Here is a 22,762-nt window from a genome sequence, read left to right as displayed (position 1 = left end):
TGGCCGGCCTGCCCACTCGGCGGGAGGATGCCCCAGGTGATGACCAGCAGGACCACCCACACCCTGACCTGCGACCTGCGCCCCCGCAGAACCACCACCACCGGCGGCAGATGACCTGAGGGAATGGTCGCCCCCAGACAACGGCGACCATTCGGACGGCAAGACGGCGGATGGGTGCCACCCGGAGGGCCGCTCACGTTCCCGCCGCCCAGTGGACCGCAGGCGACGTAGCTGTCAGATCGCCTACTCGCAGCGGTCCTCGGCACCGCGCCCGTACGGCTCGCAGCAATCAGGACGGTGCCTGTACACCCTGACCTGCGCACCGTGGCGCTCGTCCAGGCCGGTGGTGCGCTCGTACAGGCACGCCTGCCACACCACAGTCTCACCGGCACCGGCCACCACCTGGCCGTCACCGGGGCCACCACGCAGCAACACCCTCACCTCGGCGACGCTACCCGCGAGCACCGGCGTGACGTCATGACTTCCGCAACAGCAGAAGCCGTCCCCCTCGCTCGCGGATGAGCGGCTTCGTCGGAGTTCAGTGGTTGCAGTAGGTGTGCTCGTACCGGGTGTCCTTCGTGTCGCCGTCGGAGCCGCCATTGTTGTCGGCGTACCAGAGGATCCCGGTGCTGGTGATCTCCTTCACGTAGTGGTTTCCGGTGATGTGCTTGTGGCCCCGCTGCCACGAAGGTGACTCAGCCCCAGCCCCCGTGTTGATCTCAATCCAGTCGCCAGGGTCGCAGCCACCCCCGGCGTGCGCAGGCGTGGGAAGCGGCAGCAGTACGAGAGACGCGGCGGCGGCGACGGCGACAGCAGTACGGGCGGCTAACCGATGCTTCATGGGCACCCCTCAACGTTGGCGGATGCTAATAGGCAAACATCACGGCCCAACGCTTTTGAACGAAGCGTCGGCACCTTGACAAAGCTGGTCCCGCCACCGCCACGCCAACTACCGGCATCCCGCGCCGGCCGTCGGCGCGCGCCTGGTCGAGCACCGCGAACGGGCCGGACCCGTAGTCGACCGGGCGGCCGTGGCCGTCGCACTCCGGCATGCCCAGCAATTCCTCGGAGAACTCGCGTTGCATGTTGCGCCAGAGCGAAAAGCCGAGAGCCGGGCCGCCGGCAGGATGCTCGACGGCTGGAAGATGCCTACGGGATCACCGGCGACATGCACCGGCCGCGGTCACGGCCCTCGGTCGCCGGTGCATCAGGAACTCGGCCCGGTCTCCGTCTCGTCGGATCATCGGCGTCGAGATCGCCGGCATCACCGGGCGGCGCCCGAATCAGCCCGAACTGTGCGGTGGTCCCGCGCCGGACGCCCGGCGCGGGACCACGGATACCTGCCGGTCAGCTCGCGCAGACGGCGTACGCGCGCACCTTCCAGGTGTCGCTGAAGCCGTTCTCGTCCTCCGCGGCGCGGACGGTGACGACGGTCGAGGACGTGGCCCGCATCTCGGTCAGGCGCACCTGGCCCTCGCCGCCGAGGATCTCGCCGCCCACCCCGTGCACGCGCGTGCCGGCGGGGCAGGTGGCCGTGACCGACTGGGTGGCGGTGGAGCTGTAGACGCTGTCGTCGATCACGCGCTGCTCGCCGGGCAGCGGGTCGGCGCAGATCGCCGTGGCGTCCAACCACCACGTGCCGGCGAAGCCGGTGCCGTCCTCGGCGCCCGCCACCACGACGCTGCTCTGGTTGATGCGCAGATCCTCGAGGACGATCTCGCTGTTCGACGCCCCGACGACCGCGCCGCCGACCCCGATGGCGTGCTTGCCGGCCGGGCACGACTTCTCGAACCAGTTCGACGTGCCGAGGCTGGGCGCCGAACTGCCGGAGACGGTCACCAGGCCCGGGGGCAACGGGGCGCACACCGCGTTGGCCGTGACCGCCCAGTTGCCGGACACGCCGTTCTCGTCCTCGCGTCCGGTCACCGAGTACGTGTCCGAGCCCACCAGCGGCACCATGATGTCCATGCCGACCTGCCCGAGGCCCGAACCGGTGATCGCGCCGCCGCCGCCGATGACCTTGGTGCCGACCGGACAGGTCGCGTTCTGCGACTTCGCGACGCTGTTGCTGGGGCCGGTCGTCGTCTTGAAGCTCAGGCCGGGCACCGCCGCGACCGGTCCGGTGAGGGCCACCTGGCCGAGCACGAGCGCGCTCGACACGCACCCGCCCACGACGGCCATCCGACGCGACCAACGGTTCCGGTTCAATCCTTCTCGCATGGTGTCTTCCTTTTCTAGGAGGTGTTCGACACCGGTAGGAGCGCGGTCGGGTCGGGATGCCAACAGAAAGTTCCGAAGAAAAATTTTCCCGGCTTTACTGGCACGGTCGACGAGCAGCGGGGGACACGATGGACACGGCGGCACAGGACGACACCGCGCTGGTCGAGGCGGTGCGTCGCGGCGAGCGGGCCGGGCTGGAGGGCATGTACCGGCGGTACGCCGACCGGCTGTACACGTACGCCCGGACCATGCTGCGCGAGCCGGAGGCCGCCGCGGACGCCGTCCACGACGCGTTCCTCACCGCCAGCCAGCGCATCGACCAGCTCCGCGAGCCCGACCGGCTGCGCTCCTGGCTGTACGCGATCGTGCGCAACGAGTGCCTCCGGCAGCTCCGGGAGCGGTCCCGCTCCCTGCCGCTGGAGGAGGCCGGCGAGCCGGTGGCTGACACCGCCGACCCAACCACGGGCGTCAACGCCGCGCAGGTACGCGACCTGGTGCACGCCGCGGCCGCCGCGCTGAACCCGGGCGACCGTGAGGTGGTCCACCTGGCGATCCGGCACGACCTGTCATCCGCCGACATCGGCGCGGCCCTCGGGGTGCCCACCAACCACGCGCACGCCCGCCTGTCGCGCGCCCGCACCCAGCTCGAACGGGCGCTGGGGGCGCTGCTGGTGGCCCGTACCGGGGCCCGGGACTGCCCCACCCTCGCCGACCTGATCGACGGCTGGCAGGGCCGGCTCACCCCGACCCTGCGCAAGCGGGTCTCGCGGCACATCGAGGACTGCGCGGTGTGCGGGCTGCTCCGGCGGGAACAGCTCAGCCCGGCCGCGCTGCTGTCGGCGTACACGGCACCGGCCTTCCTGGTCGTCGGCGACACGGTGTGGCCGAGACTGGCCGAGGTCTGCGCGACCGACGTCCTCGCCGGCCCGGCGTCCGACGCGGCAGCCGATCCGGCGGGTGCGGTTCCGGCCGGCCCGGCGTCCGACGCGGCAGTCGATCCGGCGAGTACGGTCCCGGCCGGCCCGGCGGCCGACCTGGCGCCGGCGGCCGACGAACCCTCCGGATCCGGCGATGCCGGGCCGGCGGACGGACCGGCCGACGGGCCCGCTCCAGCGGGCGGCGGTGCGACGGCGTCCCCGGGCGGTGCGGCGGTGCCGCGCGGAACGGCGCACGCCGTGCGGGCGACCTCGCGGGCGGACCGCGATCGGCGCCGTCGGCGGCTGGCCGCGACCGTGGCCCTGCTGATCCTCATCGCCGTGTTCGGCACCTGGGCACTGGCCCCCGGTCGCCCGACCGCCGGCCAGGACGGCTCCGGCCAACCGGTGTCCGAAGTGCTCGGCCAGCCGGCCGGGGAGCCGGTGGCACCCCCCGCCGCGCCGCTGCCGTCCGGCACGGCCACGGAAGCCGACCCGCCGGCTCCGGCCGGCGCCGGCGGTGCGACGTCCGGCCCCGTCGCCGGGCCGGCGGACGGCGGCGGGGCCACCCGGACCGATGCGCCCGTCGCGCCCGATCTCGTGCCGGGTGGCACCGCACCGGCACCGACCGTGGCACCGAGCAGACCACCGACCGTGCCCCGGCCGACCGGCGCACCGCAGGTCGCCGTGCCGTTCACGGTCTCCGCCACCGCGCGGGTGCGATGCGGTGCGGAGACGTACAGCCTCGCGGTTCAGGCCACCGGCAGTGCCACGCTCGGCGGCGCCGAGGTCCGCTGGACACCTGCCGGCGGCCGCACGGCGACCCGGGCCACGACGGTGGACGGATCCGCCGGGCGGGTGACCGTCGGAGGGCTGCGCGCGTCGGCGCTGACCTGGTCGGTACGGGCGACCGCGGTGGACGGCCGCATGGCGCAGAGCCCGACCTACACGATCACCGACCCGTGCGTCCGGCCGGGATAGGAGGGGATTCCGGCCGGCACCATCACTGCCCCCGGTGACCGCGTCGGCGGAGGCCCGCGCCCGGACGCCCGCGATGGCTCACCCCGTCGTCCTGGCCGACCCCGGCCTTTCGGGGCGGTCGGCGGCCCCGCTGGACGTCGTCATGGGGTGGGCCGGGGGCGATCCACGCCTGGATTTCGTACGGCTGGTGTTGGATCGGGGCGAGTGGCCGGACGAGCCGGAGGTGCCCTGGTGAGCTACGCGGAGGTCAACGGCCTGCGGCTGTGGTACGAGGTGCACGGCTCCGGCCGCCCGCTGGTGCTGCTGCACGGCGGGTACGGCGCGGTGGAGATGTTCGCCCCGATCCTGCCCGCCCTCGCCGGGCGCCGCCGGGTGGTCGCGGTCGACCTTCAGGGTCACGGCCGCACCGCCGACGTCGACCGCCCGCTGCGGTACGAGTCGATGGCCGACGACGTCGCCGCGCTGATCCGCCACCTCGGCCTCGGCGAGACCGACGTGCTGGGCTACTCGCTGGGCGGCGGCGTCGCCCTGCGGGCCGCGATCCAGCACCCGGACCTGGTGCGACGGTTGGTGGTGGTCTCCGCCCCCTGCCGACGGCAGGGCTGGTACCCGGAGGTGCTGGCCGCGATGGGCACCCAGGACGAGCGGACGGGCGAGCGGATGCGGGGCACCCCGCCGCACGAGCTGTACGCCCGGGTGGCCCCGCGCCCGCAGGACTGGCCGGCGCTCTGGGCCAAGACCGGCGATCTGCTCCGTCGCGAGTACGACTGGTCGGCCGAGGTGGCCGCCCTGGCCCTGCCGACCCTGCTGGTCTTCGCCGACGCCGACTCGATCCCGGTCGGCCACGTGGCGGAGTTCTTCGGGCTGCTCGGGGGCGGCCACCGTGACGCCGGCTGGGACGGCACCGACCGCCCCGCGTCGCGCCTGGCCGTTCTGCCCGGCCTCACCCACTACGACATCGTCGCCTCGCCGGCGCTGCCCGCCGCGGTGATCCCGTTCCTCACCACCCAGGTCCGCGCGCCAACCTGACCGGGCCGCCGTCGGTCGTCGAGTACGGCGGCGAGGTCCCTGGCCCGGGTCCGATGTTGCTCTTAGGCGTATACGTCTACTAGGTTGTCCCGGTGCCCCTGGACGCCTCCCGGAACAGCCTGGTGCTGCCGCTGCTCGGGCTTCTCGTCGAGCAGCCGTCGCACGCCTACGACCTCACGACGCGCCTACGCGACCGGTACGGGCACCTGTCGGTGACCCGAAGCACTGTCACGTCCCTGTTGAAGGCGCTGGAGCGGGCCGGCCTGGTCGCCGCCCGCGCCCCCGAGCGGGTGGGAAGCCGGCCGCCGCGCACGGCCTACGAGCTGACGGAGGCGGGCGTGACCGACTTCCGCCGCAAGGTCGAGGAGGGACTTCGGGACGCCCAGGTCGCCTCAGTGGACTTCGTCATGGCCGTCGCCTACCTGGGGATCCTCCCGGCCGGCCACGCGACCTCGATCCTGGACGCCCGCGCCGCCCGGCTCGACCAGGAGCTGACGGCCCTGCGGGAACAGCCCGACGGGGTGGTCGAGGCGCACATGCTCGAAGTCGCCTACTGGCGCACCGTGGTCGCCGCCGAGGCGGGCTGGATCAAGAACATGGCGGCGCGGATCCGATCACACGACATCGACTGGCCGAGCGCGGAGCCCGGCGGATTGGGGAGGACCGACGCATGAAGTTCGGGATCTACCCGGGCGGACGGGCAGGCACCGTCTGCTCGCACCCGCCCGATCCCACCGCGATCCGCGCCCTCGTCGACGACCTTGCGGGCGGCCAGCCGTTCGTCGTCCGCGAGTACGTGCACTTCTTCGGCGACGACACACCGCCGGACGTAGTCGCCTCGCTCGGCGCCGACCACGACCTCGCCCACCTTACGATGCCCGACGAGTGGTACGTCGAGGGAGGCCGCGAGCTCGACCTCGTGGTGAGCTACCTCCCCCAGGCCGCCGACATCCCCGGATGGCTGGCCTTCCTCGACACCGTCATCGACCGCTACGGCCACCTTTCGCGGTGCCTTCAGGTGACGCTCGAACCCAACTTTCCGATCCCGCTCATCGACGGAAGCGCCCCCGGCGTTCTCCAGGCACTGACCCTCGGCGTACCGCACGCGCGCGCCGCGCTCGACCGACGGTGCCGGCAGGACGTACGGGTCGGTTTCTCCGTCGCCGAGCCGGCGGAGTGGCTGGGCGGCGACGACGCGTTCTGGGCGTACCTGTCCGCCCTGCCGCGGCGGGACTTCGCGGAACACGTCGACTACGTCGGCCTGGGCCTGTACCCCGACACCTTTTCGCCCGTCGCCCCGCGCGGCAGGCCGGGCGATGTCGCATCCCTCACCGGGCACGCCCTCGACCACCTGCGAAACCACTCGCTACCGCGCGCCAGCATCCCGCCCGGCATTCCGATCCACGTGGTCGAGAACGGCAGCCCCAGCGGGGCACCGCGCACCGAGCAGGGGCAGTGCGACTCACTGTCCGACATGCTCGGCGTGATCCTCGCCCGCCGGGAAGCCCTGAACATCACCCAGTACGAACTGTTCAGCCTGCGCGACGCGGACAGCGGTTCCGACCAGCCCACCGGAACGTTGGGAATCGTCACCGACACCTACCGGCCCAAGCCCGCTCTCGCCAGCTACCGCGAGGTCGTCCACGGCGCCGGTCGGTCACCCGCCGACGGAAGACGTTGACGGCTGCGGCCAACCGGGTGGCGCGTTCGAGATCGCTCTGCTGCACGGTCGACGTTGCGATTCGACGGGTACGCAAACTAGGTTGTCGCGGTGCCCCTGGACGCCTCCCGGGACAGCCTGGTGCTGCCGCTGCTCGGGCTTCTCGTCGAGCAGCCGTCGCACGCCTACGAGGTTGCGACGCGGCTACGCGACCGGTACGGGCACCTGTCGGTGACCCGAAGCACCATCACGTCCCTGTTGAAGGCGCTGGAGCGGGCCGGCCTGGTCGCCGCCCGCGCCCCCGAGCGGGTGGGAAACCGGCCGCCGCGCACGGCCTATGAGGTGACCGAGGCGGGGCTGGCGGAATTCAGCCGCAAGGTCGTGGAGGGGCTCAGCGACGCCCAGGTCGCCTCCCCGGACTTCGTCATGGCCGTGGCCTACCTGATGCTCCTCCCGGCCGACGACGCGGCGTCGATCCTGGACGACCGTGCCGCCCGCCTGGGCCAGCGGCTGACGGCCCTGCGGCAGGAGCCCGCCGGGGTGCCCGAGGCGTACAAGCTCGAAGTCGCCTACTGGCGCAACGTCGTCGCCGCCGAGGCGGGCTGGATCAGGATCCTGGCGGCGCGGATCCGGTCGCGCGACATCGACTGGCCGACCGAGTAGCCGGTCGGTCGAGGCGCTCGGCCAGCCAGGCCAGCACCGCGTCGGCCTGGGCCCGCTGAAACTCCCGCAGCCCGGGGATGCCGACCGGCGGGGGCTGCCGGGCCCTGTCGGCGAAGAAGCCGGCCAGGCCGGCCAGCACGCCGGTGACCGCGTCCGGCTCGGCGGCGGCGGTGAGCGGCCGGGCGCGCAGCAGCGCCTCGGTGTCGTGGCCGCCGTGCAGCCGGACGTTGACCAGCAGCAAAACGGTGTCCAGCCAGGCCGGGCCCCGGCACGCCCAGGGCCAGTCGACCACGCTCACCCGGCCGTCCGGGCCGACGAGCAGGTTGTCGGCCCGCAGGTCGCCGTGGCAGAGGGTGTCGCCGGCCAGCGCGGCGACGCCGTGGTCGGCGCGGGCCCGCAACTCGTCGAGCCGGGCCCGCGCCCACGGATCGAGGTGCTCCGGCGGTTCGGCGGCGATCCGGTGCCAGCCGCCGAAGTCGTTCCCCAGCGTGTCGGCGGCGCGTGGCGCGTGCGCGACGGGCGCGGGGGTGAGCGCGGCGGCCATGGCCTCCAGGGCGTCCAGTACGGCGGCGAGTTCGTCGGCCCGCCACGGGGTGGCCGGGTGGCGGCCCTCCACGTCGTCGAAGACCAGCGCCACCCACTCGCCGTCGTCGTGGCAGCCCCGCAGCCGGGGCGCGGGCGTGTGCGCGGGCAGCGCGGCGGCGTTGCGCGATTCGGCGCGGTGCAGGACGGGGCTGTGGTCGTTCTGCGCGGGGCTGACCGCCTTGACGAACGCCCGCCGGCCCCCGGCCGTGCGTACCCGGTCGGCGCTGCCGGGGGACCAGCCGCCGGGCTGCGTCGCCGCCGCCGCCACCCGGTCGCCGATGATCTCCTCCACGGCGGCGCGCACGTGGCCGGGCAGGTCGACCCACCTGATCCGGGTACGCGTCGCCTCGCTCACCGGCCCATCCTGGCGCGCGGCCGGCGGGCCGGGCAACCGATTACCCCGCGTCCGGGGTGACGCGGGGCCGGCGCGTGCTGCTGCGGCTGGCCCCGGTCGACGACGTCGAGGTCGGCTGGATCGGGGTGACCCTGCCCCGCCCCGGGCGGCCCCAGCACCCCGTGGATCCACGACATCGAGGTGCATCCCGCCCACCGGGGAGGCGGCCACGCCGCGCGGATGATCAGACTCGTCGAGGCCGAACTCGCCGGCCTCGGCTTCGACCGGCTCGGGCTGAACGTCGCAGGTGTGCCCCCGTACCCAGCGGGAACCCTGCCCGGACGCACACCGGGAGGCGGACGCCCGGGCGCACCCCGGGAACCCTGCCCGGACGCACACCGGGAGGAGCGAGGCGATGGGGGACCGCACCGCACTGACGATCGGTGTGCTGGGCTCGTACGGTGGCCGCAACCTCGGCGACGAGGCGATCCTGACCGGCCTCCTGGCCGACCTGCGCTCGCACGAGCCGCGCGCGCGGATCATCGTCTTCTCCCGGAACCCGGACCACACCGCCCGGGCGCATCCCGACGTGGAGGCGGTGCCCTGGGAGGGGGTGAGCCGGGTCGACTCGGCGCAGGTGCTGGCCGAGCTGGACCTGCTGATCCTCGGCGGCGGCGGCATCCTCTACGACCGGGAGGCCCGCCGCTACCTGCGGGTGGTCCGGGTGGCCCAGGAGCGGGGCCTGCCCCTGCTCACGTACGCGGTGGGGGTGGGACCGCTCAGCGACGGGGTGGACACCGGGATGGTCCGGGAGACCCTGGCCGGCGCCACCGAGGTGACCGTGCGGGACCAAGAGTCCCGGATGGTGCTGGAGGAGGCCGGGCTGATCAACCCGATCACGGTGACCGCCGACCCGGCGTTCCTGCTGGAGCCCGAGGAGTTCCCCGAACGGTTCCTGCGCGAGGAGGGGGTACCGGCCGGCCGGCGACTGGTCGGGCTCAGCGTCCGGGAGCCGGGCCGGGCCGCCGAACGGCTCGACGTCGACGGCTACCACCGGCTGATCGCCCAGATCGCCGACTTCCTGATCCACCGGATCGACGCGTACGTGCTCTTCGTGCCCATGGAACGCGACGACATCCGGCACTCGCACGGCGTGATGTCGCACATGACCGCCGCCGAGCGGGGGCGCATCCTGCACGGCGACTACTCGCCCCGGCAGGTGCTCGGGCTGATGCGGCACTTCGACCTGGCCGTGGGCATGCGGCTGCACTTCCTGATCTTCGCCGCGATGGTCGGCACCCCGTTCCTGCCTCTGCCGTACGCGGGGAAGGTCTTCGACCTGGCCCAGCGCCTCGGCGTGCCGGCGCTGCGCGGCGTGGAACGGGAGGTGGAGGGGCCGCTGCTGGCCGAGGTGGACCGGTTGTGGGACGAGCGGGAGGCCCGCGCCGCGCAGACGGCCCGCCGGGTGGCCGAGGTCTGCGACCAGGCCCGGGGCACGTCGCAGGTGACCGGCGCGGTGCTGGAGAGCCTGCGCTCGTCGCGGCTGCCCGGCCGGGTGGACGGCCGGCTTCGCCCGACCGGGGCGCCGGGCGGTCAGACGGCCGACCCCCGCCACCGGTAGAGCCACCCCTGGCCGCCCTCGGCCACAGATTCCAGCTCGTAGATCTCGGCCTCGGCCAGCCCGTGCTCGCCGAGGTGGTGGTGGGTCAACGGCGGACGGCCGTTGCTGTCCAACTCGACCGTGACCGCCTGCCCGTCGGCGGTGCCGCCCGCCAGCGGGATCTCTTCCGTTGCTGCCATGCGCCCAATCCTGCCGGGGCGACCGCCGCCCCGCAGGAGATCCCCGCCCCGCGCACTCGGTCTGCGCCGCGTCCGCGGGGACGGGCGAGATCTTGGTAGGAAACGGCCCCTCCGGGGGCCGGAATCTTCCAAGATCTGCCGCTGGGAGGTGCGGGCGAGCGGGGCAGTGTGATCGGATGGTGACCGTTAGGGTCTGGAGATGGCGGAGATCGCGATCGACCCCACCCTCGGGCCGGTGCTGGCCCGCACCGGCGACGAGCGCGCCGTGCTCGAATCCTTCCTCGACTTCCACCGCGCCACCGTGACGCGCAAACTGCGCGGCCTCAGCGACGCCGACGCCCGGCGTCGGCTGGTGCCCTCCCTCACCACCCTCGCCGGCCTGGTGAAACACTTGACGCTGGTCGAGCGGAACTGGTTCCCCTACCTGTTCGCCCCGGAGCCCGGTGACGTCTGCCCGACCACCGAGGAGGAGGCGGCGGCGAGCTTCATCCTCGACGACGCCGACACGGTGCGGTCCCTCCTGGCCGGCTACGAGCGGGCCTGCGCCCGGTCCCGCGCGGTCGCCGCGCGCTTCGACCTCGACCATGTGGTGCCGCACCCGCAGCTCGGCGAGGTCTCCCTGCGCTGGATCCTGACGCACATGGTGGAGGAGACGGCCCGGCACGCCGGCCACGCCGACATTCTGCGCGAGCTGACCGACGGCTCCACCGGGGCGGTCTGACCACCGGCGCCATCCGGCCGGCCGGATGGCGCGCCCACCTCACCCGGGCCGCTCACCCGGGCCGCTCACCCGGGCCGCTCACCCGGGCCGCTCACCCGGGCGGCAGCAGCCCCGGCGGGTACTCCATGCCGTCGTGCGCGCAGGCCGCCGCGGCGACCCGGGCCGCGTACGCCGCCGCCTCGGGCAGCCCCGCGCCGCGCAGCCGGGCGGCGACCAGGCCGGCCGCGAACGCGTCCCCGGCGCCGTTGGTGTCCACCACCGGCCCCGGCGGCGCGGCGGCGGGCACCCGGGCGGGCGGCCCGCCGGCGACGAAGAGTTCCGCACCGTCCGCGCCCCGGGTGACCACGGTGGTCCGGGGCGCCAGCGCGGCGACGACCGCCCCGGCCCGCTCGCCGAGCCGGACGCCGCTGACGAAAACCAGGTCGGCCACCTCGGCGAACGGGCGGTGGTAGGGGTTGTCGCCGTCCCAGTCGTGCAGGTCGGTGGAGAGGCCGACCCCGGCCGGTAGCCCGGCACGCAGCGCGGGCAGCACGGGCGGCGCCCAATCCATGATCGACAGGTGTACGTGCGCCGCGTCCCGGGCCAGCGCGGCCAGCCGCTCCGGCGCGAACGGCGGCGGACCCTGCCAGGGGCGGGGGTCGTGGAGCGACATCCGCCGGCCGGTCGGGTCCACCAGGTTCACCGACCGGCGGGTCCCGCCCGGGTCCACGGCCAGCACGGTGTGCACCCCGGCGCGGTCCAGCGCGGCCCGGACCACCTCGCCCGCCGGGTCGGCGCCGAGCACGTCGACGACTGCCACCCGTAGGCCGAGGGCACGGGCGGCCAGCGCCACCCCGGCGCCGGTGTTGCCGACCCGCAGGTCGATCGGGGGGACGGTGAGCGAGTCGGCGGCCGGCAGCGGAAGCTGTGGCACGCGTACCCGAAGGTCCACCCCCAGCCCACCGAGCACGAGAAGATCGAACATGGGCCCCACGGTAACGGCGGGGCTCGCTCCAGCGGCATCGGCTCGGGCTGTGCCGGCGCGCCCGCCCCCGGAAACGCAACGAAGGAACCCAGACGACGCCGGGCGTCGCCCCGGTCCGGTCCGGCCGCGCCCGGCTATTCTCGGTGGTCGTCGGTCGGAGGGGGACAGGTGCTGGTCATCCACGGGGCGTGGCTGCCCGGCTCGGGGCTCGCCGTCTGGGCCGAGGACACCGCCCTGCCGGCGCGGGTGCCTCGCCGTCCCGGCCGGGCCCCCCGCGAGCGGCCCCACCCGTTCGCCGCCGACCCCACCGCCCTGGCCGCAGCCCTCGACCCCACCGACCCGCGGACCACCGACCTGCCACCCACCGACCTGCCACCCTCCGGGCCGGCGACCGCGGGCCCCGAGACCACCAGGTCGGCGGCCACCGGCCGGCCGCCCGGCGCGCCGGAAACGACCGCGCCGGGAACGACCGGGTCGGGGACCGCCGAGGCCGGGTCGGTGCTGCTGCGCCTGCCCACCCGGGCGGGCTCGCCGGTCGACTCGACGGAGCTGGTTCGGACCGCCGTCGCCGAGCCGGTCCGCGGGTCGGTCACCCTCGCCGGCTGGCGCGCCCCTGCCCTCCGGTACGCCCCGGCGGACGCGCTCGCGCTGCTGCGCGCTACCGGCGATCACGCCGGGGTGCCCGGCGCCAGCCTTCGGCACCTGGCCGAGCTGGCCGAGTTCGCCGCCGACCTGGTCCGCCGGGGCCGCGTCCTGCCCGGAGTCGCCCCGTCGCAGCCCGAGGACGACGACCCCGGCGCCCTTGCGGCGCGGGCGGAGCCGGCGTTCCGCCCGGCCGGCGGGCCGACGCGGGCCCGGCGCAGGCCCACGCGGACCGGTGCGGTCGCGGCGCGGGCGGTGTGGCGGCCGTTGCTCACCGGTGCCGATGCGGCCTGGGCCCGGTCGCTCGCCCTGGCCCTCCCGCCGGCCGCCCGGGCCGCCGGAGACCTGCCCCCCGGCGCTTTGGTCGCCGACGCACTCGACGCGCTGACCGACGCCGCAGCGCGGGCCGCCCTCACCCGCACCATGCCGACCCGGGGCGGCCGGCCGGCCGGCGCGGTGCCGGCCTGGCTGGCCGCGTTGACCGGGCCGGCCGGGGAGTTCACCGCCGAGCCGGGGGCCCTCGCGGCGCTGCGCGCCGAGCTGGACGACTGGCAGCGGGACGCGGCCGGCGGCGCGGTCCGGGCCAGCTTCCGCCTGGTGGAGCCGGCAGCCGACCCGATCGGTGATGCCTTGACCGACCCGCTCGGCGACGTGCCGGCCGGGGCCCGGGACCTGGGGGAGGCGGTGGCCGACCAGGCCGGGACGCTCCCCGACGCCGCCCGCTGGCGGGTCGAGTTCGGGCTCCAGGCCGCCGACGAGCCGAGCCTGATCGTCGACGCCGGGCAGGTCTGGCGGTCCCCGCACACCGTGCCCGCCCTCGCCGGCCGGCTGGACTCCCCGCAGGAGACCCTGCTCGCCGAGCTGGGCCGGGCCAGCCGGCTCTGGCCGGAGCTGGACACCGCGTTGCGTACGGCCACCCCGGAGGCCCTGGAGCTGGACGTCGAGGGCGCGCACCGGTTCCTGCGCGACGGCGCTCCGGTGCTGCACGCCGCCGGCTTCGGGGTGCTGGTGCCGTCCTGGTGGCGGCGGCCCTCGTCCCGGCTGGGGGCCCGGTTGCAGGCCCGCAGCCGCACCGCGCCGGGCACCGTGGCGGCAGCCGACGGCGGGTTCGGCCTGGACGCGCTGGTCGACTACCGGTGGGAGGTGGCCCTCGGCGACGAGCCGCTCACCGCCGAGGAGCTGGCCGCGTTGGCGGAGCTGAAGACGCCGCTGGTCCGGCTGCGGGGGCGCTGGGTGGAGCTGGACCCGGGGCGGCTCGCCGCCGGGCTGCGGATGCTCCGCTCGGCCGGTGAGCTGACCGTGGCCGACCTGCTCCGGCTCGGCCTCGCCGACGCGGACTCCGACGACGCGCTCCCGGTGCTGGAGGTGACCGCCGACGGGGCGCTCGGCGAGCTGCTCTCCGGGCAGGCCGAGCGGCGGCTCACCCCGCTGGACCCGCCGCCGACGTTCACCGGGACGCTCCGGCCGTACCAGCGGCGAGGGCTGGCCTGGCTGGCGTTCCTCCAGTCGCTCGGCCTCGGCGGGGTGCTCGCCGACGACATGGGGCTGGGCAAGACGGTGCAGCTGCTGGCCCTGATCGCCGGGGACCCGCCGACCGCCGGGCCGACCCTGCTGGTCTGCCCGATGTCGCTGGTCGGCAACTGGCAACGGGAGGCCGCCCGGTTCGCCCCGACGCTGCGCGTACACGTGCACCACGGTGCCGACCGGGCGCGCCGGGATGGGTTCGCCGCGGTCGTGCACGCGGCGGACCTGGTCCTCACCACCTACTCGGTGGCCACCCGGGACGCGGTCGAGCTGGCCGGGATCGACTGGCACCGGTTGGTGGTGGACGAGGCGCAGGCCATCAAGAACGCCGCCACCCGGCAGGCGGAGGCGGTCCGGTCGCTGCCGGCCCGGCACCGGGTGGCGGTCACCGGCACGCCGGTGGAGAACCGGCTCGCCGACCTGTGGTCCATCATGCAGTTCGCCAACCCCGGCCTGCTCGGCCCGGCCGCCAGCTTCAAGAAGGCGTACGCCGAGCCGATCGAGCGGCACGGCGACGCCGAGGCCGCCGAGCGGCTGCGCCGGATGACCGGCCCGTTCGTGCTGCGCCGGCTCAAGACCGACTCGTCGATCATCTCCGATCTGCCCGAGAAGCTGGAGATGGAGGTGCTGTGCAACCTCACCGCCGAACAGGCGTCGCTCTACCGGGCGGTGGTCGACGACATGCTGGCCCGCATCGAGTCCAGCGACGGCATCGAGCGGCGCGGCCTGGTGCTGTCGGCGATGACCCGGCTCAAGCAGGTCTGCAACCACCCCGCCCAGCTCCTGCGCGACGGGTCCGCGCTGGCCGGCCGGTCCGGCAAGCTGGCCCGGCTGGAGGAGATCCTCGACGAGGTGCTCGCGGCGGGGGAGCGGGCCCTGCTGTTCACCCAGTACGCCGAGTTCGGCGGGATGCTGCGCGGGCACCTCTCCGCCCGGTTCGGCCGGGAGGTGCTCTTCCTGCACGGCGGGGTGGGCAAGGCCGACCGGGACGCGATGGTGACCCGGTTCCAGTCCGCCGACGGGCCGCCGCTGTTCGTGCTCAGCCTCAAGGCCGGTGGCACCGGGCTGACCCTCACCGCGGCCAACCACGTGGTCCACGTCGACCGGTGGTGGAACCCCGCCGTCGAGGACCAGGCCACCGACCGGGCGTTCCGGATCGGCCAGCGCCGGAGGGTGCAGGTCCGCAAGTTCGTCTGCGCCGGCACGGTGGAGGAGAAGGTGGCCGCGATGATCGCCGAGAAGCGGAGCCTCGCCGCGTCCGTGGTGGGCTCCGGCGAGCAGTGGGTGACCGAGCTGTCCACCGAGCGGCTGCGCGAGCTGTTCGCGCTGGAGGCTGGGGCGGTGACCGAGTGACCGGGCCGCCGCCGGACGGGTCGGCGTCGACCGGCCGGTTCGCCGACTACGGCCGGCCGCGCCGGGTGGACGGCGGGCTGCGCGCCCGCAGCGCCCGGGGCGCGATCGGTCGTTCCTGGTGGTCCCGCCGGTTCCTGGAGGTGCTGGAGTCGTTCGCGCTGGGCACCCGGCTCACCCGGGGCCGGTCGTACGCGCGGGCGGGCCAGGTGCTCAGCCTCGACGTCGCCCCCGGCGTGGTGACCGCGCGGGTGCAGGGCTCCCGGCCCGGGCCGTACCGGGTGCGGATCGCGTTGGAGCCGTTCCCGGCGGCGCTGTGGGACCGGATCGAGGCGGAGTTGGCGGCGCAGGCGTTCTTCAGCGCCCGACTGCTCGCCGGCGACCTCCCCGCCGAGCTGGAGGAGCTGTGCGCCGGCGTCGGGGCGCCGCTGTTCCCCGCCGGGGTCAACGAGCTGGCCCAGCGGTGCGACTGCCCCGACTTCGCCGTCCCGTGCAAGCACCTCGCGGCGGCGTTCTACCTGCTCGCGGAGGCGTTCGACGCGGACCCGTTCGAGCTGCTGCACTGGCGGGGACGGCGTCGGGCGGAGCTGCTGGACCGGCTGCGCGACCTGCGCGCCGCCGCCCCGGACGGTGCCGGGTCGGTTGCTCCGGCGGTGGCCGGCGGCGGATCCGGGTCGCCGTCCACGAGGGACGATGGTGGCCGGGTCGCGCCGGCCGTCGGCGCCGCCCGGGCGCTCGCCGCGCTGCCCCCGGCGCCGCTGGACGAGGCCGTCGACCGGTTCTGGGTGCCTCCGGTGCCGCTGCCGGACCGGCCGCCGACCCTGTCGACCGGCCCGGACCTGTTGCTGCGGCAGCTCGGCGCGCCCGCGCCCGCGCTCGGCGGGCCCGGCCTGCTGGAACGGCTGCGCCGGGCGTACCAGGAGTTCGGCCAAGCCCGCCCGGAGGCGGGCCGGGCCCCGGCGTCGGGGTCCCGTCCGACGACGCGATGACGGATCCCGGCCGACGGCGGACCATCCGGCGGGGAGGGTCCTGGCCACGGTCCACGTCGGACCGGAGGCCGGGCCGGCGTCACAGCCAGCGGCGGCGGAACCGCCACATGAGCGCGGCGTTGGCCAGCAACACCACCGCGAAGATCGCCCCGGCCAGCCCGCCGGCCAGCACGGTCGCCGCCGGCAGCGAGGCCCACAGCACGATGGTCAACAGCATCAGGTACCGGCCGTGGTGGGCTCGGGCCCGGTGTTCCAGGCGGGCGAAGAACTCCGGATCGCTCTCCCGGAGCTGACGGGTGATCTGTTCGAACCTGCGCTGATCCTCTTTGCTGAGCATGGCGGTGCCTTCCCCTCACGCGTTCAGCGGTTCGGCGGCATACCCGCTGCGGCGGCGGCTCACGCGCTCCTCCTGCTGCTACTTTCGACAGGCCGCCGGGCGGGAGCGGCCGCCGGCGAATCCGTCCACCGCTGCCGGAGCGCGGTTCCCCGGGTCGTGGCCGCCTGAGCACAGCCTTACTCCCGCCTTAAGTTTCCCTGTGCCGTGGAACAGCGCACCTCGCGCCGGGACGGTGCGAAACGGCACGTCCGGGCCCGCCCGGTGCGTGTTCGTCCTGCTCCGGACGTCGCCCCCGGCAGCAGTCGAAACGGACCCCTCGCCGGTGGTGTTGAGCGCCGCCTTAAGTGCCTCCACCGGCTGGTTCGACGTGTCTTGAAGGCTTTTCACCCCCCGGCTACCTTCCGTGGCAACTCCTCCAGCCGTAGCCGCCGCACCCCGCCCCACCCCCGGGCGCAGCCGTGCCGGCGTTCGACGAAAACGGGATTGGTACATGGCCGACCAGAATGTGCCACCGGGCCGGCCGCGGGACGACCGCGGCTGGGACGGACGACAGCACCCCACCCCGGACGGTTACCGCGACCACGGCACGTCCGCCCCCTACGGCCCGACCGGCCAGCAGCCGAACCATCCGTACCCCGGCGCCCACCCCGCCCCGGGCCCGTACTCGGGACATCCGCCCGTCGCCCCCGGGCCGACGCGGCGCGGCCCCCAGTGGGTCGGCCCCGACGGCCTCGGCCGGCCGGCGCAGGCCGCGACCCCCGGCTACGGACTGCCCAACCTCGACGATGACGGCGACCCGGGCCGCAGGGTGGGCCGGCGGCGCGCCCTCGCCGCCATCGGGGGAACCGCCGCGGTGGTGGCCGGCGGTGCCGCCCTGGCCATGACCCCGCAGGTACACGGGCTCTTCGACGACGACGCCCCGGTAGGCGACGCCACCGGCACCACGGTCACCGACGGCACCCCCGCCCGCCCCAGCGGCCAGCGGCCGAGCACGGTGCGCACCTACACCGAGCAGAACGAGAGCTACATGGGCTCCCGGGCCGGCGCGGCGCTGAAGAAGAACAGCCCCTCCGGCGGGCGTACCTTCTCCGGCCCGGCCGCCGCCGCCGAGGCCACCGAGGTCACGGTCAAGACCGTGCTCGCCAAGGACCCGATCCGGCACCTGGCCAGCCGGGCGACCTTCGGCGCCACCCCGAAGCTGACGGCCGACATCAAACGGCTCGGCATCGACGCCTGGGTCCGCCAGCAACTGGAGCCGGAGAAGCTCGCGCCCACCCCGGCGGAGCTGAAGCTGGCCGACCTGCCGACGCTCAAGCTGAGCCCCCAGCAGCTACGCGACCGGCGCGACGCCCTCAACGAGCGGGGCGCGCAGCCCGAGCGCGAGGTGGTCGACGCCACCATCGCCCGGCAGATCTGGTCGGAGCGTCAGCTCTTCGAGGTGATGGTCGACTTCTGGAACGACTTCCTGCACGTCGCCGCCAACTTCGACGGTGGCGAGGTGTACCGGACCTCGTTCGACGCCGACGTGGTGCGCAAGCACGCGTTGGGCAGTTACCCGGAGATGCTGGTCGCCGCGAACAAGCACCCGGCGCTGCTGCTCTACCTCAGCCAGAACGACTCCCGCGCCGACGCGGTCAACGAGAACCTGGCCCGGGAGAACCTGGAGCTGTACTCGGTGGGCGTCGACGGCGGCTACAGCGAGAAGGACGTCCGGCAGGCCGCTCTGCTCCAGACCGGCCGCGGCGTCAACGACGGCAGGTACGTCTTCCGTCCCGAGCGGCACTACCTGGGCAAGGTGAAGGTTCTCGGCTTCTCCCACCCGAACAACTCCGACGACCCGAAGAAGGCCGACGCGGCCATCGACGCGTACATCGCGTACATCGCGTTGCACCCGTCGACCGCGAGGTATGTGGCCCAGAGCCTGGCCACCCGGTTCGTCTCGGACACCCCGCCGAAGTCCCTGGTGGAGCGCCTGGCCAAGACGTACTCGGCGAGCAAGGGCATGATCAGGCCGATGCTGATGACGCTCTTCAGCTCCTCGGAGTTCTGGGCGTCGGTGGGCCAGAAGGTGCGCCGGCCGATGGAGTACCTGGTCGCCACGTACCGCACCCTCGGCGTCTCCCCGCAGGCGGCGCCCGGGTTCAAGCAGGGCGACAACAAGCGCACCGCGTTCGCCCAGGGGCTGCGGCAGATCCACGACAAGATGCGCGAGCTGGGCCAGTACCCGATGGGCCAACCCACCCCGGACGGCTACCCGGACGTCTACGTCGCCTGGACCTCGGCCGGCGCGATGGTCAACGGCTGGAACGAGGCAGGCGAGCTGATCGGCGGCTGGCGCACCCAGTTCACGTACACCAGGCCGGAGAAGCTGGTCGCCCGGCCGCCGGCCACCGCCGGGGCGTACGTGGACGCGCTGGCCCAGCGCCTGGTGCACCAGAAGCTCAGCGCCCGGGAGCGGGAGCTGATCCTCGACGTCGCCGGGGTCCCGGCGAGCGCCAGGGTCGACGCCACGTTCAACGGGGCCGTCGCAGCCGTCGCGCGGGCGATCCTCGCGTCCCCCCAGCACCACCTCCGGTGAGGCATCCGATGGAGAAGACTGTGCACTCGTTCCCCCTGCACCCCGAATGCCCCGACCTGCGGCGGCTGGCCGACAACCCGGCCGAGGCGCTGCTGCGGGCGGAGGCCGATATCGTCGCCGCCGAGAACGCCGCCGAGACCGACCGCTACCGGCGACTCGAGGAGCTGGAGGAGGCCCAGCAGGACGGTCGGGGGGTCACCCGGCGCACCTTCGTGGCCGGGGCCGCCGCCACCGCCACCGCGCTGGCCACCGCCCAGTTCGTCACCACCTCCGCCTCGTTCGCCGCCACGAAGACCGGCACGCTGATCCATGTCTTCCTCTACGGCGGGCTGGACGGGCTGAGCCTGGTCGCCCCGGCCGGCGACCCGGTGCTGGCCAAGGCCCGCCCCGACCTGCTGCTCGGCGACGACTCCCTGGCCCTGGGCCGAGGGTTCAAGCTGACCAGCGCGTTCAAGCCGCTGGAGCGGTGGCTCAAGGCCGGCCAGCTCGGCTTCGTCCCGGCGGTCTCCGACGAGCGGCTGTCCCGCAGCCACTTCCAGGCCGCGGACGCCTGCAACCTGGGGGGCCTGCCCAACGAGACCGGCGGCCGGGGCTGGCTGGACAGCCTGGTCGACAACCTCGGCAAGGGCACCGCGTTCCGCAGCGTCGGCATCGGCAGCACCCTGCCCCGGTCGCTGGTCGGCACCAACGGCGCGCTGTCCATGAACAGCGTCGGCTCGCTGCGGCTCAACGGCGACGCCCGGTACCGGGCCGCCACCGAGAAGGCGATCAGGGGCCTGTTCACCGGGATCAACCACCCGGTCGAGGAGGCGGTGCAGGACGGCCTCGGCGCGCTGGCCACCGCGCAGAAGCTGGCCGCGAAGCCGTACCAGGCGGTCGAGGGCGTCACGTACGAGGGCGTCGGGAACGCGTTTCAGCAGCTCGCCCAGCTCATCAAGGGCGGGGCGAACGTCCGGGTCGCCACCGTCGGGATGGGAGGCTACGACACCCACGAGAACCAGGGCACCCGCTCCGGCGGCCAACTGCACCGGCGGCTGAACGAGCTGGCCGGCGCCATGGCCGCGTTCTTCACCGACCTGGGCGACAAGGCCGCCGACGTCACGATCATGGTGTCCAGCGAGTTTGGCCGCCGGGTCTCCTCCAACGGCGGCGGCACCGACCACGGCCACGGCGGGGTGGTCACCGTCCTGTCCGGCCGCAAGCTCACCGGTTCCCTGCTCGGCACCTGGAACGGCCTGGACAAGCTGGACTCCGGCGACGTGCCCGAGTACAACAACATGTTCAACGTGTACGGATCCGTCGCCCAGGGCCGGTTCGGGCTCACCACCGCGCAGGTGGACAAGATCTTCCCCCGGCAGAAGTTCACCCCGATGAAGCTGTACGCGTGACCCGTCAGCACACCCACGCCGCCGGCCGCCGCACCGGGACCCCGTCCCGGCGCGGCGGCCGGTCGGCTGCTCCCGTACCCCCGGCGGCGGTGCCCCGGCGTGGGCCGGGCGGCCGGCGGGCGCTGACCACCCTGTTCTGGGTGGGCCTGGTCGCGGCCGTGCTGCCGTGGTGGCTGGACACCCCGGCCGGCTCGCTGGACAGCACCGGTGCCGCGCTGACCGCCGCCGGGCGGATCGCCGGCCTGGTCGCCGGCTACCTGCTGCTGGTGCAGGTGCTGATGATGAGCCGCCTCGGCCTGCTGGGACGCCTCGCCGGGGAGCGGATCTCCCGCTGGCACCGCGACGTCGGCGCGACCCTGGTGGTCACCGTGCTGGCCCACCTGTCGCTGATCGTGGTCGGCTACGCCGCCGGCCGGCGGTCGGTGCTCGGCCAGGCCGGCGAGCTGCTGCGCGAGTACGAGGACATGGTCGCCGCGGTCGCCGCCGCCGGCATCCTGGTGCTGCTCGGCCTCACCGGGATCCGGGCGGTCCGCACCGCCCTGCCCTACGAGCTCTGGCACCACCTGCACCTGGCCAGCTACCTGGTCCTGCTGCTCGGCTTCAGCCATCAGTTCAGCAACGGCGCCCAGCTCTTCCCGGCCGGCCCGGTACGCGCCGGCTGGATCACCGCGTACGGACTGGTCGCCGCCGCACTGCTCTGGGGTCGGGTGGTGGCCCCGCTGCGGTTCAACCTGCGGCACCGGCTGCGGGTGGCCGACGTGGTCGCGGAGAGCCCGGACACCGTCTCGGTCTACCTCACCGGTGACCGGCTCGACCGCATCGACCTGCTCGGCGGGCAGTTCTTCCGCTGGCGGTTCCTCACCCGGGGCTGCTGGTGGCAGTCGCACCCGTTCTCCGTCTCCGCCGCCGCGAACGGCCGCTGGCTACGGCTGACCGTCAAGGTGGTCGGCCGGCACACCGCTGACCTGCGCGACCTCGACCAGGGCACCCGGGTCTGGGCGGAGGGCCCCGCGGGCACGTTCACCGCCGCCCACCGCACCCGGGAGCGCGCCCTGCTGATCGCCGGCGGCAGCGGGATCACCCCACTGCGGGCGATGCTGGAGGAGCTGCCGCCCGGCGCGGCGCTGATCTACCGGGCCCGCACCCCCGACGACGTGCTGCTGAACCGGGAGCTGGACTGGCTGGCCCAGGAACGGGGCACCGACGTCTGGTACGTCATCGGCTCCCGCGACGACCAGGGCCCCCGGCAGGTGATGAGCGCCGAGGGCCTGCGCCGGCTGGTGCCCGACGTGGCCCGCCGGGACGTCTACCTGTGCGGCCCGCCCGGCCTGATGGAACAGTCCGTCCGGGCGCTGCGCCGGGCCGGCGTGCCGCGCCGGCAGATCCACCTCGCCACCTTCGAGCTGTAGCCGTCCGCCGCCGCCTTTGTCCGCCGTCGCCTCCGTCCCGTTGCCTCCGTCCCGCCGTCGCCTTCGAGTCTGTGAGGAGATCCCCGCCCATGCGTCGTGTGCTGCTCGCGATCACCGGCCTCGCGGCCGGCACCACCGCGCTGGTGGTGCTCAAGGGTGCCCCGGAGGCCAGCCCGGTCGCCCAGGAGTTGCCCGCCACCCGCCCGCCGGTGGTGCCGTCCGGGTCGGCCGCGCCCACGCCGACCTCCGCCGCGTCGGCCCGCGCCACCGCCACCCCGAAGCCCCGCGCCAGCGCCACCCGCACCCCGGGCTTTCGGACCGGCACCTCGGCCCGGCCCACCCCGGCGCCGCGCACCACCACCACCACCACCGCGCCGCCGAAGTCCACCACCCGCAAGGTGACCGGGTCGGTGGTCTCCAACGAGTACGGCAACGTGCAGGTGCGGATCACCCTGTCCGGGACCCGGATCGTCGACGTGGTGGCGCTGGAACTGCCCCAGGAGACCGCGCAGTCCGACCGGCGCAGCGAGGAGGTCGACGGCCGGTACAGCGGCACCGCCGGGCAGGTCGTGCGGAAGCAGGGCGCCGACCTGGACACCGTTTCCGGGGCGACCGCCACCAGCACCTCGTACCGGAAGTCGTTGCAGGCCGCCCTCGACCGGGCCCGCTGACAT

The 22,762-nt window shown here is 74.6% G+C and carries 19 protein-coding genes and 1 pseudogene; 13 read left to right on the top strand and 7 right to left on the bottom strand.

Annotated features, from left to right (window positions below; genetic code table 11):
• Window positions 1–243: 243 nt before the first annotated feature.
• The 3 genes from ACH4T9_RS12245 to ACH4T9_RS12235 form a co-directional block, all read right to left on the bottom strand.
• Complete coding sequence (locus ACH4T9_RS12245) at window positions 244–441, bottom strand: hypothetical protein (RefSeq protein WP_396671110.1); 198 nt, start codon at window positions 439–441, stop codon at window positions 244–246.
• A gap of 97 nt (window positions 442–538) precedes the next feature.
• Entirely contained in the window at window positions 539–841 is a 303-nt protein-coding gene (locus tag ACH4T9_RS12240; RefSeq protein WP_396671109.1) for a hypothetical protein, read from the bottom strand.
• Window positions 842–1,347: 506 nt separating this feature from the next.
• Window positions 1,348–2,220 (bottom strand): hypothetical protein, encoded by an 873-nt coding sequence (locus ACH4T9_RS12235; protein WP_396671108.1) that lies wholly within the window; start codon window positions 2,218–2,220, stop codon window positions 1,348–1,350.
• A 128-nt stretch (window positions 2,221–2,348) separates the two neighbouring features.
• Between ACH4T9_RS12235 and ACH4T9_RS12230 the strand changes: the two genes are divergently transcribed.
• The 5 genes from ACH4T9_RS12230 to ACH4T9_RS12210 all read left to right on the top strand — a co-directional run bounded on the left by ACH4T9_RS12230 (window position 2,349) and on the right by ACH4T9_RS12210 (window position 7,467).
• The gene (locus ACH4T9_RS12230; protein WP_396671107.1) at window positions 2,349–4,115 is read left to right on the top strand and encodes a sigma-70 family RNA polymerase sigma factor; all 1,767 of its coding nucleotides are present in this window, start codon (window positions 2,349–2,351) and stop codon (window positions 4,113–4,115) included.
• 231 nt (window positions 4,116–4,346) lie between these two features.
• Window positions 4,347–5,144, top strand: a complete 798-nt coding sequence (locus tag ACH4T9_RS12225) for an alpha/beta fold hydrolase (RefSeq protein ID WP_396671106.1) — start codon at window positions 4,347–4,349, stop codon at window positions 5,142–5,144.
• A 92-nt stretch (window positions 5,145–5,236) separates the two neighbouring features.
• Window positions 5,237–5,818: a PadR family transcriptional regulator gene (locus ACH4T9_RS12220; RefSeq protein ID WP_396671105.1), complete on the top strand. Its 582-nt coding sequence runs from the start codon at window positions 5,237–5,239 to the stop codon at window positions 5,816–5,818.
• A complete protein-coding gene (locus ACH4T9_RS12215) occupies window positions 5,815–6,825 on the top strand; it encodes a hypothetical protein (protein WP_396671104.1) in 1,011 nt (336 codons plus the stop codon). The genes ACH4T9_RS12220 and ACH4T9_RS12215 overlap by 4 nt, the downstream gene beginning before the upstream one ends.
• Window positions 6,826–6,915: 90 nt before the next feature.
• Window positions 6,916–7,467: a PadR family transcriptional regulator gene (locus ACH4T9_RS12210; protein ID WP_396671103.1), complete on the top strand. Its 552-nt coding sequence runs from the start codon at window positions 6,916–6,918 to the stop codon at window positions 7,465–7,467.
• Here ACH4T9_RS12210 and ACH4T9_RS12205 read toward each other — a convergent pair.
• Window positions 7,412–8,407 (bottom strand): phosphotransferase, encoded by a 996-nt coding sequence (locus ACH4T9_RS12205; RefSeq protein WP_396671102.1) that lies wholly within the window; start codon window positions 8,405–8,407, stop codon window positions 7,412–7,414. The two genes, ACH4T9_RS12210 and ACH4T9_RS12205, sit on opposite strands and share 56 nt — an antisense overlap.
• Before the next feature lie 394 nt (window positions 8,408–8,801).
• Between ACH4T9_RS12205 and ACH4T9_RS12200 the strand changes: the two genes are divergently transcribed.
• Window positions 8,802–10,007 carry a polysaccharide pyruvyl transferase family protein gene (locus ACH4T9_RS12200; RefSeq protein ID WP_396671101.1) on the top strand — a complete coding sequence of 402 codons (1,206 nt, stop codon included), beginning with the start codon at window positions 8,802–8,804 and terminating at the stop codon, window positions 10,005–10,007.
• Here the strand turns inward: ACH4T9_RS12200 and ACH4T9_RS12195 are convergent.
• Entirely contained in the window at window positions 9,980–10,186 is a 207-nt protein-coding gene (locus tag ACH4T9_RS12195) for a hypothetical protein (protein ID WP_387025712.1), read from the bottom strand. The genes ACH4T9_RS12200 and ACH4T9_RS12195 overlap by 28 nt on opposite strands.
• Before the next feature lie 199 nt (window positions 10,187–10,385).
• Between ACH4T9_RS12195 and ACH4T9_RS12190 the strand changes: the two genes are divergently transcribed.
• Window positions 10,386–10,907 (top strand): DinB family protein, encoded by a 522-nt coding sequence (locus tag ACH4T9_RS12190; RefSeq protein ID WP_396671100.1) that lies wholly within the window; start codon window positions 10,386–10,388, stop codon window positions 10,905–10,907.
• Window positions 10,908–10,998: 91 nt separating this feature from the next.
• Here ACH4T9_RS12190 and ACH4T9_RS12185 read toward each other — a convergent pair whose 3' ends face one another.
• Entirely contained in the window at window positions 10,999–11,871 is an 873-nt protein-coding gene (locus tag ACH4T9_RS12185) for a carbohydrate kinase family protein (RefSeq protein WP_396671099.1), read from the bottom strand.
• Window positions 11,872–12,372: 501 nt separating this feature from the next.
• Here ACH4T9_RS12185 and ACH4T9_RS12180 point away from each other — a divergent pair.
• Both ACH4T9_RS12180 and ACH4T9_RS12175 read left to right on the top strand, forming a co-directional pair.
• Window positions 12,373–15,390, top strand: a pseudogene (locus tag ACH4T9_RS12180) (SNF2-related protein); the annotation flags it as partial.
• Window positions 15,387–16,376, top strand: a complete 990-nt coding sequence (locus tag ACH4T9_RS12175) for an SWIM zinc finger family protein (RefSeq protein WP_396671098.1) — start codon at window positions 15,387–15,389, stop codon at window positions 16,374–16,376. The pseudogene ACH4T9_RS12180 and the gene ACH4T9_RS12175, both read left to right, overlap by 4 nt.
• A 79-nt stretch (window positions 16,377–16,455) precedes the next feature.
• Here the strand turns inward: ACH4T9_RS12175 and ACH4T9_RS12170 are convergent, their stop codons facing one another.
• On the bottom strand, window positions 16,456–16,713 hold the full coding sequence (locus ACH4T9_RS12170) for a DUF3040 domain-containing protein (RefSeq protein WP_396671097.1): 258 nt from the start codon (window positions 16,711–16,713) through the stop codon (window positions 16,456–16,458).
• Window positions 16,714–17,203: 490 nt separating this feature from the next.
• Here ACH4T9_RS12170 and ACH4T9_RS12165 point away from each other — a divergent pair, with 490 nt between their 5' ends.
• The 4 genes from ACH4T9_RS12165 (at window position 17,204) to ACH4T9_RS12150 (ending at window position 22,759) form a co-directional block, all read left to right on the top strand.
• Window positions 17,204–19,291 (top strand): DUF1800 domain-containing protein, encoded by a 2,088-nt coding sequence (locus ACH4T9_RS12165; RefSeq protein WP_396671096.1) that lies wholly within the window; start codon window positions 17,204–17,206, stop codon window positions 19,289–19,291.
• Window positions 19,292–19,299: 8 nt separating this feature from the next.
• Window positions 19,300–20,679 carry a DUF1501 domain-containing protein gene (locus ACH4T9_RS12160; protein WP_396671095.1) on the top strand — a complete coding sequence of 460 codons (1,380 nt, stop codon included), beginning with the start codon at window positions 19,300–19,302 and terminating at the stop codon, window positions 20,677–20,679.
• Window positions 20,676–22,088 (top strand): ferric reductase-like transmembrane domain-containing protein, encoded by a 1,413-nt coding sequence (locus ACH4T9_RS12155; RefSeq protein WP_396671094.1) that lies wholly within the window; start codon window positions 20,676–20,678, stop codon window positions 22,086–22,088. The genes ACH4T9_RS12160 and ACH4T9_RS12155 overlap by 4 nt, the downstream gene beginning before the upstream one ends.
• An 89-nt stretch (window positions 22,089–22,177) precedes the next feature.
• Window positions 22,178–22,759: an FMN-binding protein gene (locus tag ACH4T9_RS12150; protein WP_396671093.1), complete on the top strand. Its 582-nt coding sequence runs from the start codon at window positions 22,178–22,180 to the stop codon at window positions 22,757–22,759.
• Window positions 22,760–22,762: the final 3 nt, after the last annotated feature.

The sequence above is a fragment of the Micromonospora sp. NPDC020750 genome (genome assembly GCF_044334565.1).
Classification (GTDB): Bacteria; Actinomycetota; Actinomycetes; order Mycobacteriales; family Micromonosporaceae; genus Micromonospora.
Note: the sequence above shows the minus strand (reverse complement) of the source record. Positions and strands in the feature narration are given on the sequence as shown.